We start from the raw sequence: 14,447 nt of genomic DNA, 5'->3' as shown, positions 1-14,447 counted from the left end.
AAGATTGAAGCGACCTTCGACTACCTCAAGGAGCACATGCACCTGGTTAGCTCGTTCCCGAGGAGCGTGAACGGCTACGCCGTTCACTACCTACGGACGCTGCTCGGTTACCAGATGGGGAGGGTTTCGTGATTCACGGCTAAGTGTATTGCTTTTTACAATAAAAATGTTATAGTTTTTTAATTAAAGTCTGGGCGCAGGAAGTATTTATGTCTAATGGTGAGTTTGCGGCGAATCTAGAACAGGACCCGACTGGTATTGGACGGGCGGTGAGCGATGTCGCAACGGCCTGGGATGCCCGGATCGCTCAAGAGATAGCCCGCCAAAGTGCTATTTTTGCCCTGCGCGGCGCTGGCTCAACCAACGGCATTGACCCTGAAGCAGCGTCAAACGCCCTTGATATATTGGTCCCCCGCATTGAAGAGCAAATGCAGAACCGACCGGTGGCCATCATGTATGACGGAGACCCACCTAATCCTGAAAAACCGGACATAGGCCAGATAGCCAGCGAGCTCAGGCGTCGGTTCGATGGCAGAGCCAGCTTCTTGGCCGCACAAAGAACTGACTGGTACGGACCTGCCTTCCCTGGCGCCAATCTGACAAATCGTACCGGTCAGCCATTTGAAACCTTTGTTTTTCCTCCAGATACGTATAAAGGCGACCATAATCGGTTCACCCAATCTGGACAGTTAGCAGCGTACGAAGGCTACGGACAAATATATGTTGGGGCCGCTGGTATGCTAGCCACCGAACAGATGCTTGGTTATCTCGACCAAGTCCCACCCGAGGGCCGGGTAAATATTTTGGTGGTTCGAGCGCTTATCAACCAAGCCCTTGATGTGGAAATAGGTGAAAAACTAGCCCAGGCCACAACCGATGCCCAGCGAGCAAAATTCGCCGCTATGCAAGAACAGAGACGATCACTATTCGGCTCGCAGTGGAATAATAATGGCGAGTTCAATATCTCTATCCTAGAGGCCATGAAGCATGAGGCAGATACGCACGAGTTGGTCGTCTTATGGGATGGCCCAGAACAAGTCGATATCGTTAACTGCGCAAAGATCGACTTGGAATCTGACGAAGTCAATGAGCTATTTGGTAGTGCTGGTCATTTTGTGAGAACCAAGCCCATCACCGCCCGCCAGGTCCCAGCCGGGACCACCGAATTAGTTATTGTTAAGTCCGGAGCAACCCGGGATACGGCCAATGGTGGAGACTGGGTATGCACCAGCGTTGGCACAAAAGAAGAGTACGTGGTGCGTGCTGATCAGTTTGGCGACATTTGGGAGCATGAAGAAGGCACAGACAACACCTTTAAGCCCAGGCATGACCCGCGCAAACTGGTGAAGCTCGACCGAGATGTGATATTCATGGCCGCCTGGGGCGAAAAGCAAGCCATAAGAAAGGGCGGCTACTTGATGGAGCGCACCATCAGAAGTGGCCCCAACGCCGGAAAGACCGAGCGCTACGGCATTGCCCAAAAAGATGTCGACGGCGATTTTGTACCCGCCTAATGGTCGCTAGGCAGCCTGATTAAGCTAGTCGCCTACTGAAAGCGCCTTTCTGCTTCCGATAGCACCGTGCGGTAACAATAACCGTTGTGTCTATCTGTAAATGCGCTACTATGGTGGATGATAGTCAGTGTAAGGAGAAACAATGGACATACAGCAGATTCGTGGTCGGCAAATTATTGACTCGAGGGGCAACCCGACTGTCGAAGCAGACGTAACTTTGACAAATGGTGTCATGGGAAGAGCCGCTGTACCTTCTGGCGCCTCTACCGGCAGTAACGAAGCTGTTGAATTACGTGACGATGACACCAGCAAATATGGTGGCAAAGGTGTCAGCAAGGCCGTTGAGCACGTAAATGGTACCATTGCCCAGGCCCTGAAGGGACATGATGTAACAGATCAACGCGGCATTGATACAAAGCTTATCGAACTAGACGGCACCCCCAATAAAGGCAAGCTAGGAGCCAACGCCCTGCTGGCCGTCTCGCTCGCAGCAGCTAAGGCCGCAGCACTTGCCCAAAACAAACCCTTGTATGAATATTTGGGGAGCCTTGCACCGTACAAAACTGAGTACAGCCTGCCCGTCCCCATGATGAACATCATTAACGGTGGCAAACATGCCGCTAATTCTACTGACATTCAGGAATTTATGATTATGCCGGTAGGTGCGCCTAGCTTTAGTGATGCACTGCGCATGGGTACAGAAGTCTTTCATGAATTGGGTAAGGTGCTCAAACAGAAAGGCTATGGCACGACTGTCGGTGACGAGGGCGGCTATGCCCCGCACGTCAAAGATGGCAATAAAGAAGCCCTGGAGCTGATAAGTCAAGCGGTACAACAGGCTGGCTATGAGCTGGGTGAGGATATTGTACTGGCCCTGGATGTGGCTGCTTCTGAGCTGTACGAAAACGAGGCCTATCAGCTTGCCACCGAGGACCGATCTCTGACATCAGACGAGATGGTTGCCTGGCTCGGAGAGCTCGCCCAAGCCTACCCCATTACATCTATCGAAGACGGGCTGGATGAGCAAGATTGGCTGTCCTGGACCAAACTGACGAGCCTGGTTGGTGACAAGGTGCAGATTGTCGGCGACGACTTGCTGGTAACCAATGTCACCTTCTTACAGCGTGGTATTCAGGAAAAAGCCGCCAATGCTATCTTGATCAAGCTCAATCAAATTGGAACGCTGAGCGAAACCATAGACGCTGTGGCAATGGCCCATGAAGCTGGCTGGCGAGCTGTTATATCTCATCGTTCGGGCGAGACCGAAGACACCACCATAGCCCACCTGGCCGTTGGGCTGGGCACTGGCCAGATAAAGACCGGTTCGCTGTCACGCACTGACCGCATAGCCAAATACAACGAGCTGCTACGCATCGAAGAAATGCTGGGTACAAACGCGAAGTACGCGGGACCAGAAGGACTCAGGGGTTAGTCATGGCATACTTGGTACTTGTCCGTCACGGACAATCAGAGTGGAATCTTTTGGGTCAATGGACCGGACTCACTGACGTGGCCCTGACCGATAAAGGGCGCGAAGAAGCACGAGAAGCTGGCAAACTGCTAGAGAGCATAGATATCCACCGTGCCTACTCCTCTCCGTTGCAACGCGCCAAACATACCCTAGATGAAGTACTGGACGGCCTAGGCCTATCACATATCGAACGCAGTGAGCATACCGAGATCAACGAGCGTGACTATGGTGACCTGACGGGCAAAAACAAGTGGCAAGTCAAAGAAGAGCACGGCGAAGAGCAGTTCATGAAGTGGCGCCGCAGCTGGGACCACCCGGTGCCCGGAGGCGAGACCCTGAAAGATGTGTCTGACCGCGTACTGCCCTTCTATGAACAGCACGCCCTGAACGACCTCAAGAACGGCAAGAACGTTATCGTAGCTGCGCACGGCAACTCTTTGCGAGCACTGATGAAGCATCTTGAAGAAGTGAGCGACGATAAGTCCCACGAAGTAGAGATCAAGACGGGCGAAGTTCACATGTATGAGATTGATGACACCGGCAAGGTCTTGAGTAAGGTTGTTCTGGGCGGCAACGCTGCTGACCAATAAAGAGTTATGCTTGCTTGGCAAGCCGAGCAAGTTTTTCGCGGTATGCCCGTTGATTGAAGCGCCCCGGATAATCCAATAGCTCTGTGTTCAGCACATTGAACCCTGCTTGGCGCAAGGGTTCGGCGGCAACGTCGAATACATTGGATTTTATGAGGATGATCTTGGTGTTCTTGTCGGCTAATTGCTGCACACGTTTTATGAGCTCAGGCAGTGCTTGGGCAATCTTGTCCTGTCGCTGTTGCTTGGTCACCTCGTGAGGCTGTGACTCTTCCAAAGCTTCTATCATGTACCACCCGTTGTCCTGGAAACGGCGGAGCCACTGCTCTTTTGCCGGTTCTATCTGGGATTCGGTCATGTCTGCCGTTTCTGGGTACAGGGCTTTGATAGTGTTCACAAAAACCCTATCATCACGCCGTACCTGATCTGTTCTATAAAAGTGCCGGCTACTTGCTGTATGCGCAGCCGGCGGTGGAGATTCGGCAATAAGCAGTACCTTCACCCGAGACGGGAGATAGCTGCGACGGAGCTTGTCGTATTCGGACATACACCTATGGCCCCGTTGGGCTGGGTGCTGCTGGCAGACTGATGTACTGAGTGGAAGGCTTCTTCTCTTTGAGGTCGTTCACGTAGGTGTTGATATCTTTAAAGTTGAATAACATATGCGCACCGCGGATTTTGTCACCCTGAGCTTCGATATTCTTAAGAATCTCTAGACTGTATCCGGTATTGATAAGCTCTGAGGCCTGGCCAGGCGCAAGCTTGAAAAGCGCGTCTGTTGTCTGGGCGCTCAGGTTGCGATCGGTGCGATCGACAGGATAGCCAAATTCCCCACCGGTGTCCTTGGTCTTGGGGTCGTCTGAGTACTTCTTTGCTAGTGCGGCAAAATCGCCACCTGCCTTGACCTCTGCCAGAGCCATCTCTGCTCGGGTATGTGTGTCTGTATCGAGTGTTGAGGCAACCTTTTGGGCAAGGAGCTCTTGGCGCAGACTTCGCTTGAAGTCGTCGACAGACCACCCCCAGTAATCACGCAGTACATCTTCGAACACTTTGTCGTTACCACCCAGACGATTCTGATTGCGCACTAGGGTAATCTGATCGTTCACTTCTTGACTACTGACACTTACGTTGTGCTGCTTGGCGAGCTGTTTAACATAGGCATCGCTGATGACTTTATCTAATGCCCGTCGCTTGAAGTCATTCAGCTGTGGCGTATTCTTGGGGTCAGAGAAGTCGGTATCTAGCTGATTCTCGTAGTAGTGAGTGTAGTGCCGCAGCTCAAACAAATAATTTTCGTATGCTACAAACCGACCACCCGTGCGGGCGATAGGAAATGGCATAACCTGTGACACTCGGTATAAGAAGGTAGAGCTAGTCTGAAATTTGTAGAGTGCCAATGTGCAATAGGTAAAGAAAAATACGATGGTAACGATAAAGAGCACTGTAGAGATAAGCACTATACGGTGCTTGGAATGTTGCAGTGGATAGATATACTTACGGGCGCTGCCCAGTACCTCTTCGCGGTGCGCAGCAACTGTCTCATTGGTAATACGCGGAACGCTCTCACGTACCTCTGGCTCTGATGTGCGCCGCGGGCGCTTTGAAAGTAGTTTCTTAAGCTTCTTCCGCTTCAATGTCTGGTGCTTCCTCTTCTTGCTGTGCCATCTGGTCCGGCGTAACGCCGTGATCTTTCAGGATGGTCAGCAGTTGTTTGTATATCTTTGCGGGGTGATGAATATCATGCACCACCAAGTCACCCATATACGTTTGCACGAGTATTGTACCATAACCAAGTAGCGTCGCCTGGAGCCCTGCTACCTCATAGTTAAGGCTCTGTATTTTACTGAGCCCTAAATCGACAATACTGCGATGGAACAAACCCCGCTGAGTGATCTGGATGAGGCGTTGATCTGTCACGATAAACACACTGTAATGCCAGTTGATCCATGCAGGCAGAAATATGAGTCCCCCTAGGACAAAGCCGCCTACGAGCCCACCAAAGAACCAGCCAAATCCAAGCGCCGGAAAAGCTGCAGCAGGTATAACCCCCAAGAGAGGGCCAAGCATGCCAAACACCAGTCCCTTGCGCATAACAATGGGGTGCTTGCGAAAAACGAGCTGTACTTCTTCGTCGTCTAACTGGTCCTCGAAGTGTTTTTCTTTTGGCTCTGTATTTTCATCGGACATAAGTCCATTTTAACAGAATGCACGTCCGGCTACGCAGCGAGTGCGAGTATTGATCGAATAACCTGCCTGTGACCCTCTATAACATCTGGGCTGCCGATAGCTTCGAAGTCCCCGGGGGTTAGCTCGGTGACAATCAGAAGCTCTTGGTCGGATGGCATGGATTCGAATGCCGCCTCTAGGGCATGTCCGTGATGAGTTTTGTGCAGCCCTCCCTCTAGGGCGGCCTGGAGAGATCTTGGGTCGTTGGTAAGATTGAGATGCACCTCGTTCAAGACCGCACGACTGCCAAGCACCTGAATCATCCCCTCGGGATCGTTAAATCGCATACCATGTCGGGCTTCGAACCCATGCTTTGTATCCCACACGGCGCCTCCGAACCCAAACTCTTGCTGGCGCACCAACATATCATCGATCATCATGTCTGCGTTACGCGACACGACCCCCCAAGCAGTTAGAGTCTCGACCGTAGGCTGGTGTCTTAGCTCTGCAAATCGAGACGTCCACTCCTGATACGGGATATCGAACCGTCGCTTTTCGGGGGGCTGCTGCTGATTGGGGTAAGCCACAAGTGGTAAGAGCCTCCCGGCGCCCTTCTGCACAGATTCAAGCCTCTGAAGAGAGCCGTCTATATGAGGAACGATAAGCGCCCTCCCAAGGGCCTGAGCAACCTCTTGTGCCCGAGTTGGCATGTTACCCCAGCCTTCCCATGGGGTGCGTAACCGACCTACTATCTCGCCTACACTGGTTGAGCGCCAAGATTGGTGTAGCGAGCCAATATCCTGGTCGGCGGCCAGAGCTGCACCAACGTTTTCTATAAGGCTACGAGAACTCCGCACGTCCAGCCACTCGAAGCCGCCCCCCTGATAATCAACCGAGTCAGCCAGTTCGTCCCCATACTTATAACCGGTGGCCTTTAAAAAATCCTGGTGTTCGGCCACACCGCCAAATACAACAATATCCGGTGGCATAGCGAGGTTGGCGGTAGCAATAGTAAGTTCGGCCATGGTATATTTCTATACTTCTTTGCGTGAAGCGACTGTTAGAAAACTACCAATTGCTTAGCTTGTACCGTTCGAGACATCTGATAAGATACAGACAGCATGTGGCCCGGTAGCTCAGCTGGATAGAGCGCCGCCGTCCTAAGGCGGGCGTCGGGGGTTCGAATCCCTCCCGGGTCACCAATTTAAAAACCCAACTTTTAGTTGGGTTTTTAAATTGGGACCGCGGCGAGGGATTCGAACGGGACAGCCCTTGACGGCTCCCACAAATATTCGCCTTTGGCGAATTTCGCGGGCCCGCCTCAGCTCGGTGGCTTCGCCATCCGGGCTTCCGGCCTTGCGAAATGCCATCGGGCATTTCTCACCCCGGACCCGTAGCCCCAAAGACGCCTGATGGCATGTTTGGGGTCGAATAGGCCAGCGCATTTTGCGCTCGGCCCGAGGCGAATCCCTCCGAAGAGGGCTAGTTCTGCTAGCAACCCTCCCGAAACCGACAGAACATCCTACTTCTTAGGAGCTGGCTGTGTAAACCGCTGGTGCACGCTTTCGTAATCGTAGAGTTCGATGTCTGCAAACCAGTGATTGATCTCGGCAGTGGCTTCTTTGGTATCGGCCGAAGCGTGAATGATGTTAGCGACCCCCTTACCAACTGTGGATGCTTGGCCGTAAGAAACGTGTGCATAGTCGCCCCGGATTGTTCCTGGCTGCGCACTCTTGGGCTCGGTGCCCCCAACCATTTTGCGAACAAGCTCCACGGCATCTACACCCTCGAGAACCATGGCTACCACTGGCCCTTCCAACATTGAGGCAAGCGTGCTCTCAAATATGGTTTCTCCCTTGCGAGTTTTGAGTGTTCCGATTCCCTCGTAATGCCTAAAGTAGTGTTCGTAATCTGGCTGCAACATTTTGGCCCCGACTATCTTGAGCCCTACCTTTTCAAACCGCGACAGAATCTCACCGACTAGGCCGCGCATTACTGCGTCGGGTTTAAAGATAACCAGCGTTTTTTCCACGTATGTATTTCCTTCTTATTAATTTGTACAAGTATAACAAAAGAACTCTTCTCTGTAATGTCGTACAATACAGTCATGCAATTTGCTAAAGCTAAAACTGATTTTTTGGAATACCTAGAGATCGAACAAAATCGTTCGCAAAAAACCATCGCCAATTACGACCACTACCTCACCCGGTTGGTTGATTACGCAGGCGACCTGACTATCAAAGATATCGACCAAGAGCTGATTCGCAAATGGCGCCTGTGGCTGAATCGGCTGGGAACCAATACGAGCGACGAGCTACAAAAGTCCACACAAAACTATCACCTGATTGCACTGCGCAGTTTCTTGAAGTTTTGTGCCAAGCGCAATATCCCGGCTCTTCCAGCAGACAAAATCGAGCTGTCCCGTACCCAGCGCAAGCAAGTGACCTTTTTAACGCCCGAGGAAGTTGAGCGTCTTTTTGCTCAACCAGACACTGCTACCCCCCCAGGCCTCCGCGATCGAGCCATCCTTGAGCTACTTTTTTCATCCGGCTTGCGCGTATCTGAACTAGTGGGATTGGACAGAGATCATATTAATCTGAAGCGACGCGAATTTATGGTACGTGGTAAGGGTCAGAAAGACCGTCCCATCTTTATTAGCCCAGAGGCAGCCGATTGGATACAAAAATATATCGATAAGCGTGATGACAACACGAGGCCACTTTTTGTTCGATATAGCGGGAGTAAAAAAGTTGACCTGACGGGCAATTTTCATAGGCTGACCGCACGAAGCATTCAACGCATGGTGGCCCGGTATGCCCTGCTGGCTGGCATCACCAAGCACGTCAGTCCCCACACGCTTCGTCATTCGTTTGCTACGGATCTGCTCATGAATGGAGCGGACTTACGCTCTGTTCAGGCTATGCTGGGCCACAGCAATATTGCCACCACTCAGATTTATACCCACGTGACCGACCCACACCTGCGTGCCGTACACGAAAAATTTCACCATAAGAAATCGGACTAAATAGTTACTGCTGAGGATCGCACTCGGCATAGCCGTTGAACCCAGGGAACCACACCACTCCAACTGTCGGCGGAGAGAGCGTGATGCGCTTGCACACGGTTCGTGCTGACTGCACGGCAAACTCTGGATCACGGTCGCCTGCTGGGCTTATGGGGACAGAAACCTTGACCCGCCGCAGCACGTCAACAGAACGCCCAGTCACATCAACCTCGGCCTGCGCCCCAACCAGGTCAAGCGCGGTGCCACTGGCAGAGAAGGCTCGGACCCTTACCTTGGTAGACTTGTAGATTGATCGAAGGCGCAAATAGCCCTGGGTAGAATCCAATCCTGTGAGACGGACCGTACACCTGAAGTCACGAGTGGCAACAATCGAACAGTCTGCTGTATGGACAATACCCTGGTTGTTCGCTGTTGCACTGGCAAACGGCAGCGCAAGAGCACCGCCGCTCTGAACCGGTCGCACAAATGCTACTGCACGATTAGTGTTGGTCAACTGAGCACGTCCAACCACCGCAGGAACCGATGGGCCCGCAAACTGTACATACTCTAAGCGCAGCATACCTATCTGACAGTTAGGGTCTAGCCGCCCGGGCAGCTGAGAAACTGGGGCCGTAGAATTGCAACCCGTGAGCTGGGCCGCGGCCTTGCCAATAGTCTGGTCCTCGAAGGTGATGTCGAGAGTCTCGATTGAGTTACCGGCAGAGGGCTGTATGGGCAGCGTAACTGACCTATCAAGAGGAACACCCGGATAGTTCAAGACAGGCAGCGTGGTATCCACCAGCACACAGCTGTAAGAAATACCGGGATCAATGGTATTTGTCAGCCCGGCATCCGTAATGAATGCGTCACAATTTGTAGAATAGTCGTTGGTAAGTAGCGCCGGATTGGTGGCAGCCGCATTTCCGAGCGCCTCGCGAGCATCGTTGACACCACTTTCGGCTGCATAGAAAGCCTGGGTACTCAACTGACGATCGGCTGCTTGCTGCTGCTCCCTGCGGACCATTTTGGCGAAGGCTAGAACAATAAGACTGAGCAAGATCATAATGATCATTACTACCATAAAGGCAACGAGACCAGATTGGTTATGGTGCAGGCTTTTGGGGCGAATCATACTCATGGTTATTTTACCCTCTTTTGTACGACTGTGTTAAGTTCTGATGTGGCGCAAAACTGAGAACCTCTATCGTTTCGACATTCAATGGGTGCATCTGACCCGTTTATTTGGCCATCACCATTTCGGTCCGTAAATACCGAGGTATCACCATACCCCACGCCAACCTGGACATCATAGAGGTCCGAGGTGCCCACGCGAGTTATCGACAGGGCTGTCAGCCGCATGCGGTCTGGCACTAGCTCGCGTCCCGTGGCATCGGCGTTAGCTAGCGGCTGTGCGGTGGCACCACAAGCAACGTTATCGCGAACGACCATAGCATGTCGGGCCTGCGGCGCAATGGGCGACTGAGCCACCTGGCGATACGGCAAGTAGCTAAACTCTCGGCCACCTATGCAACGTCCCTGAGTTGTGTCCAGGGCTTGAGCCATAACCACGCTGTCCCCGCCAAACTGGATAGACTGCCCAATCTCGTCACTAATGGTCCGGGCTACTTCCTGAGTACGAGCCAAGCCAATACCTTTGTAATACGTCCGGCTGATCTGAAGAATGCCATAGGTCATGATCAGCAAAATAACCGAGAACACACTAGTGGCTATCATGAGCTCTACAATGGTAAAGCCTTTTTGGCGTAACTGTTTACTCATCGTATACCCTATACACCATTTGTATTTGATCTGAACCGCCGCCACCAACCCGGTCCCACACAGCTGTGGCCATAAAGGTATTAGGCGCCGTGCGATTTAGTGATAAGGCATAGCGCCCACCAACACCCTGCCGACAGGCGGGATTAGTGCTGGCCACTAAGTCTTGCCTGACAGTTGGGGTAGCCACGGTCACAATACAGAAAGGATTAGTGCCGGTAAAAATATTGATACCAGAGGTGTCTTTGGCCCCTTCCTTGAGTCTTTCCAGCTGCCCACCTAGCAATTTCAGAGCCTCACCGCGCTCTTGGCTGCGGCGCGTACCAGCCAGAGAGTTCTTAGAAGAAGCATAGGCACCGCCCAGTACCGCAGTGGCAACCGCAATTGCCAATAACACCTCTACGATTGTATCGCCGCGTGATCCAAGCCGTTTAACACTTATCATTAAATATCTCCAAATCTGTTGTCAGCTGTTGGCCATCGCCACCAATCTTTAACACTGCATGCTGGTTACTGCTGTCGCTATTCATACAAATTACAACGCTGCCCTTTAGTGCTTCAATGAAAAATTTAATTAGATCATTATCGCTATAGTTGAGCGTATCGTCTATGTGCTGAACCAGATCATTTTCAGAAATATTGGAAGGTGCGCTGTCGCCATTTAGCGGCACCATGTATACGCTTAATGCGCCTGGTCTTATGGTATCGATAGCACCCCCAGTGTACGACCCAAGTGTGCTGAAAAATCCGATGCCATCAATATCCTGCTTAGTTCCACCACGATCATAAGTCATGCGAGCAATCGTAACCCCAACCGGTAAACGATCTTTATCTGTCAGATCCACATCTGGACTACTCGGAGGAGCGATAGCGATAGGCTGCGATTCTGCAAAGCTAGTAGCTAGTTTGCTACTACCCGCTATCTGCCGCAAGCCAACTATAGGATAGACTGCGTAGTTATCAGGATCACCGGCTATCGAGGGCTGCAATACCTTACCAATATATATACAGGCAGTATTGGTACCGATGGTATCAATATTAGGGGCAATCGCCGTGATCTGCGGCTTGCCACCCCCAAGCGTGCAACGGAAACTGCCATCGCTACCCGGAAAACCAGTAGCAACATCGTTGATAATATCCTGAACGCGTGACTCCATGTCCCGGGCCGAGGTAGTAAACTGTGTCTTGCCCTGTTGGCCCTGGAAGCTAATGACAACCATGACGAACAAGGCCGATGTAATGGCTAAAAATATCATGACTTCTACAACGGTATAGCCATGGCCAAAACTTAGTGCATGGTGTCCCCTGCCACCCATCTTCATGTCACCAAGTATATAGCATAAGCACTAAAACTGACAGGTGTTTGGAGTCACTTTTTTTGCATAATACCGTTAGTAAAAAGAGCGTAAAGATGATATAGTTGCCTATCGACAATGTTTGAGTAGTATCAAGTACCAGAGGAAATGGCCATAGTCCACAATTCTCGCATTGCACGTTAACAATTTGCTAGTTCTCTTTCCTACAACTTCCTTTAGGAGGAACGTTGACCCGCACACGGGTAAGATTGGTTGCTCTTGCGGCAACCGTGCTATTTGCAACCGTCAGCTGTCGAGAACTCCCGAGCCACGACGAGAACGGCCCCAGTGCCTATATCGACATTCTGGCAGTTGGTGACAGCTACACAGCCGGGAACAACGCGACGAGCGATGGCTCTGATGGTTACTACAACAGTGACAAAAGCCCGGACGACCCCCGCAACATCTCACTGGTCCGTCAGCGACCGACCACCAGCCCCAGTGATCCCGACCCGGACCGGGGCTGCTACCGCAACCACAACAATTACAGCGAGGTGCTGTACCGGTTGCTTGGGAGCAGTGGTGCGTATGTTAACGCAGCGTGCACCGGTGACATCACCGAGAACATCACCGGTACCAATGGGAACCCGCCTCAGATAGATGGTTTTACACCCGAACAGCGGGCCGAGGTGGATCTGATCACCCTCAGCATTGGGGGCAATGACCTGGGGTTTGCCTCCATGCTCGTGCACTGCTACTTGGTTCCCTTCGGACCAAGTTGTGACGCGGATTTTGACGCTGCCGAGGCCATGATGGACTCGCCCGGACAGTACAGCGTCATCCAGGCTCGCATGCTGGCGGCACTGAACAAGCTCAAGAACGAGTTCCCCGGCACCAAGATCGTGCTGGTGGGCTATCCGTTGTTCTCAGAGGAAGACGAAGCGTCTATTCCCTGTCCGGGATGCGGCGGAGCCATCTATCCTGGTCAACGTCTGGAGGCTGGTCTGAATCTGCTCAATGCCGAACAGCAGGAGCTGATCGACAATCTCAACATTTCCAGCTCTGGCCGCTTTGGCTTCTTGCCGTTGCACACCCAGAACAACGATGGGATCTACGACGGTCACGGCATCAGCGGTAGCGCTGAGCCTTGGATCCGTTCGCCGGGTTCTTCGGTGTATCGCCACGAGTGGTTCCACCCAAGTGCTGCAGGCCACGCCGCTACTGCCCAAGAGCTGTACCAGTTGCCCGTCGTTCAGCAGCTACTGAACGATCGTATCAGGGCGGACTACCCCAAGATGTCGTTGACCAAGGTCGACGACCAGTGGTACGCGCTGGACAGCACCGGCAAGCTGTGGAAGGTGACGGCCGACTTTGCCAGGTGTCAGCAGCCCAACGGGCAGTACAAGCTGATCTCGTGGAAGAACCCCAGCCAGGTCTTCGACGCCGCAACCAACGCAGCGCCCTACCCTGACCTGCCAGGCCAACCCGGATGCAACCTGAGCGTTCCGCGAGCCGGTGACATCCTGGACGGATCATTAGGATCAGGGTGGTCACCCTATGACTACGAAAATTCGTGGGTCATAAGCTACGGGCCGAATGGCGAGAAGTATCGAACACGGATCTGGTGGCACGACGGAGACCCCAACCACGTACCAAGCGCAAACTGTTTTGCGGGTCGAGGTGCGAAGGTCTTTACGGTTCCAGCGCAAGCGCTGGAGGAGTACCAGGACACAGGGGGTGTAGTGTACGACGATGACTGCTCCTGGACAATTGGCGCGGCCTATGACGACCACGGCAATCTGTGGCTCCACCGGACCAGGGGCGCACCGCAATACTCTGCATCAGACGGCGCAACCTACGCCTATACCCTGACCCTCATAACAGATCCATGGATGTTGGACTGCTGGCAGAACCCGCCTCCTGGCCTCGACTATGTAGGCTGGAGAATTGCCCCTGGTCACTATTCCGATGAAAGGATCGAAGGAGCTCGTCAGTTAGGGTTGTTGCGATATGACGGCTACGAAGATGCAAGGTGCATCAGATAGGGATAGCTAGTTAGTAACCGTCGGAAATCCCGGCGTCAGATGAGAGGTTTGGTCGATTTAATCGCCCGAACAGCCCCACTCATCTGCTTTACCGGAGTTCATCCCACCCTGAGGGGTGGATTGCGGTAAGGCAACGCTGTAAAAACTGACAAGTGCTCACTCCACTTCTTTGGATAAGAAATGTGTGAGCCTACCCTTTCTAGTCAGTCCCCCAAATCAAATACGCAACCAGAGCAGCGATAAAAGTAATTGCTGGGCTCAGAATAAGCAAAGCCCACCCAATCCTTCTCGTAAACTCATCTGCATTCTTATCATTCTTAATACCATGCCAGATAAGTAGCGGTACGTTAACAGCCCCTAAGACGATATAGAGAATGACAGTAGCCGGCACAGTAATGAGACCACTCATTGGCACTCCGCCGTCCGATCTCCAGAAAAAATAAATTAAGGGTATACAAAGCATCTGCAACGCGAAAATAACAACCACAACCCCGGTCAAATAAGCCATATATACTTCTTTGGTAAGCGTGGAATTCTTTTGCTTAGCAGCCATACCTAAAACTATAGCAAAAGACATAGCCTAAAGGTT

15 protein-coding genes and 1 tRNA gene are annotated in these 14,447 nt (G+C 52.2%); 6 read left to right on the top strand and 10 right to left on the bottom strand.

Going from position 1 to position 14,447, the window contains the following annotated elements:
- Positions 1-209: 209 nt before the first annotated feature.
- From VK694_02385 to VK694_02375, 3 genes are all read left to right on the top strand, one after another.
- Positions 210-1,514, top strand: a complete 1,305-nt coding sequence (locus tag VK694_02385) for a hypothetical protein (protein HTE57564.1) — start codon at positions 210-212, stop codon at positions 1,512-1,514.
- 142 nt (positions 1,515-1,656) lie between these two features.
- Positions 1,657-2,946: a phosphopyruvate hydratase gene (gene eno, locus VK694_02380; protein ID HTE57563.1), complete on the top strand. Its 1,290-nt coding sequence runs from the start codon at positions 1,657-1,659 to the stop codon at positions 2,944-2,946.
- Positions 2,947-2,948: 2 nt separating this feature from the next.
- Positions 2,949-3,575, top strand: coding sequence for a 2,3-diphosphoglycerate-dependent phosphoglycerate mutase (locus VK694_02375; GenBank protein ID HTE57562.1), 627 nt, complete (start codon positions 2,949-2,951; stop codon positions 3,573-3,575).
- Between the two features lie 4 nt (positions 3,576-3,579).
- Here the strand turns inward: VK694_02375 and VK694_02370 are convergent, their stop codons facing one another.
- From VK694_02370 to VK694_02355, 4 genes are read right to left on the bottom strand one after another with little or no spacing between them, the layout of a single operon-like run.
- Positions 3,580-4,119 carry a hypothetical protein gene (locus VK694_02370; GenBank protein ID HTE57561.1) on the bottom strand — a complete coding sequence of 180 codons (540 nt, stop codon included), beginning with the start codon at positions 4,117-4,119 and terminating at the stop codon, positions 3,580-3,582.
- A gap of 4 nt (positions 4,120-4,123) precedes the next feature.
- A complete protein-coding gene (locus VK694_02365; protein HTE57560.1) occupies positions 4,124-5,206 on the bottom strand; it encodes a SurA N-terminal domain-containing protein in 1,083 nt (360 codons plus the stop codon).
- Entirely contained in the window at positions 5,187-5,759 is a 573-nt protein-coding gene (locus VK694_02360; protein HTE57559.1) for a PH domain-containing protein, read from the bottom strand. The genes VK694_02365 and VK694_02360 overlap by 20 nt, the downstream gene beginning before the upstream one ends.
- 29 nt (positions 5,760-5,788) lie before the next feature.
- Positions 5,789-6,763, bottom strand: coding sequence for a hypothetical protein (locus tag VK694_02355; protein HTE57558.1), 975 nt, complete (start codon positions 6,761-6,763; stop codon positions 5,789-5,791).
- Between the two features lie 100 nt (positions 6,764-6,863).
- Here VK694_02355 and VK694_02350 point away from each other — a divergent pair.
- Positions 6,864-6,940 (top strand) — tRNA-Arg (locus VK694_02350).
- A gap of 320 nt (positions 6,941-7,260) precedes the next feature.
- Here the strand turns inward: VK694_02350 and VK694_02345 are convergent.
- Entirely contained in the window at positions 7,261-7,770 is a 510-nt protein-coding gene (locus VK694_02345; GenBank protein ID HTE57557.1) for a nucleoside-diphosphate kinase, read from the bottom strand.
- 75 nt (positions 7,771-7,845) lie between these two features.
- Between VK694_02345 and xerA the strand changes: the two genes are divergently transcribed.
- Complete coding sequence (gene xerA / locus VK694_02340; protein HTE57556.1) at positions 7,846-8,763, top strand: site-specific tyrosine recombinase/integron integrase; 918 nt, start codon at positions 7,846-7,848, stop codon at positions 8,761-8,763.
- A gap of 4 nt (positions 8,764-8,767) precedes the next feature.
- On the opposite strand, the gene VK694_02335 is transcribed toward xerA, so the two are convergent.
- The 4 genes from VK694_02335 to VK694_02320 are packed head-to-tail and all read right to left on the bottom strand — an operon-like array spanning position 8,768 to position 11,840.
- Complete coding sequence (locus tag VK694_02335; protein ID HTE57555.1) at positions 8,768-9,874, bottom strand: PilX N-terminal domain-containing pilus assembly protein; 1,107 nt, start codon at positions 9,872-9,874, stop codon at positions 8,768-8,770.
- Positions 9,875-9,882: 8 nt separating this feature from the next.
- Entirely contained in the window at positions 9,883-10,521 is a 639-nt protein-coding gene (locus tag VK694_02330) for a prepilin-type N-terminal cleavage/methylation domain-containing protein (protein HTE57554.1), read from the bottom strand.
- A complete protein-coding gene (locus VK694_02325; GenBank protein HTE57553.1) occupies positions 10,514-10,963 on the bottom strand; it encodes a hypothetical protein in 450 nt (149 codons plus the stop codon). The genes VK694_02330 and VK694_02325 overlap by 8 nt, the downstream gene beginning before the upstream one ends.
- Entirely contained in the window at positions 10,950-11,840 is an 891-nt protein-coding gene (locus tag VK694_02320) for a hypothetical protein (protein ID HTE57552.1), read from the bottom strand. Before VK694_02320 ends, VK694_02325 begins: the two co-directional genes overlap by 14 nt.
- Positions 11,841-12,061: 221 nt before the next feature.
- Between VK694_02320 and VK694_02315 the strand changes: the two genes are divergently transcribed.
- Positions 12,062-13,858 carry an SGNH/GDSL hydrolase family protein gene (locus VK694_02315; GenBank protein HTE57551.1) on the top strand — a complete coding sequence of 599 codons (1,797 nt, stop codon included), beginning with the start codon at positions 12,062-12,064 and terminating at the stop codon, positions 13,856-13,858.
- Positions 13,859-14,057: 199 nt separating this feature from the next.
- Here the strand turns inward: VK694_02315 and VK694_02310 are convergent, their stop codons facing one another.
- The gene (locus VK694_02310) at positions 14,058-14,411 is read right to left on the bottom strand and encodes a hypothetical protein (protein HTE57550.1); all 354 of its coding nucleotides are present in this window, start codon (positions 14,409-14,411) and stop codon (positions 14,058-14,060) included.
- Positions 14,412-14,447 lie beyond the last annotated feature (36 nt).

It is taken from the genome of Verrucomicrobiia bacterium, from assembly GCA_035489575.1.
Lineage (GTDB): Bacteria > Patescibacteriota > Saccharimonadia > Saccharimonadales > JAGQNK01 > DATHJY01.
This window is presented reverse-complemented; position numbering and strand designations above follow the sequence as displayed.

What these genes read in the sequence shown, in the direction of transcription:
- xerA (HTE57556.1), top strand. Translation starts at nt 7,846, where the DNA reads ATGCAATTTGCTAAAGCTAAAACTGATTTTTTGGAATACCTAGAGATC.
- VK694_02370 (HTE57561.1), bottom strand. Translation starts at nt 4,119, where the DNA reads ATGTCCGAATACGACAAGCTCCGTCGCAGCTATCTCCCGTCTCGGGTG.
- eno (HTE57563.1), top strand. Translation starts at nt 1,657, where the DNA reads ATGGACATACAGCAGATTCGTGGTCGGCAAATTATTGACTCGAGGGGC.
- VK694_02355 (HTE57558.1), bottom strand. Translation starts at nt 6,763, where the DNA reads ATGGCCGAACTTACTATTGCTACCGCCAACCTCGCTATGCCACCGGAT.
- VK694_02310 (HTE57550.1), bottom strand. Translation starts at nt 14,411, where the DNA reads ATGGCTGCTAAGCAAAAGAATTCCACGCTTACCAAAGAAGTATATATG.
- VK694_02330 (HTE57554.1), bottom strand. Translation starts at nt 10,521, where the DNA reads ATGAGTAAACAGTTACGCCAAAAAGGCTTTACCATTGTAGAGCTCATG.
- VK694_02320 (HTE57552.1), bottom strand. Translation starts at nt 11,840, where the DNA reads ATGAAGATGGGTGGCAGGGGACACCATGCACTAAGTTTTGGCCATGGC.
- VK694_02375 (HTE57562.1), top strand. Translation starts at nt 2,949, where the DNA reads ATGGCATACTTGGTACTTGTCCGTCACGGACAATCAGAGTGGAATCTT.
- VK694_02325 (HTE57553.1), bottom strand. Translation starts at nt 10,963, where the DNA reads ATGATAAGTGTTAAACGGCTTGGATCACGCGGCGATACAATCGTAGAG.
- VK694_02385 (HTE57564.1), top strand. Translation starts at nt 210, where the DNA reads ATGTCTAATGGTGAGTTTGCGGCGAATCTAGAACAGGACCCGACTGGT.
- VK694_02360 (HTE57559.1), bottom strand. Translation starts at nt 5,759, where the DNA reads ATGTCCGATGAAAATACAGAGCCAAAAGAAAAACACTTCGAGGACCAG.
- VK694_02335 (HTE57555.1), bottom strand. Translation starts at nt 9,874, where the DNA reads ATGATTCGCCCCAAAAGCCTGCACCATAACCAATCTGGTCTCGTTGCC.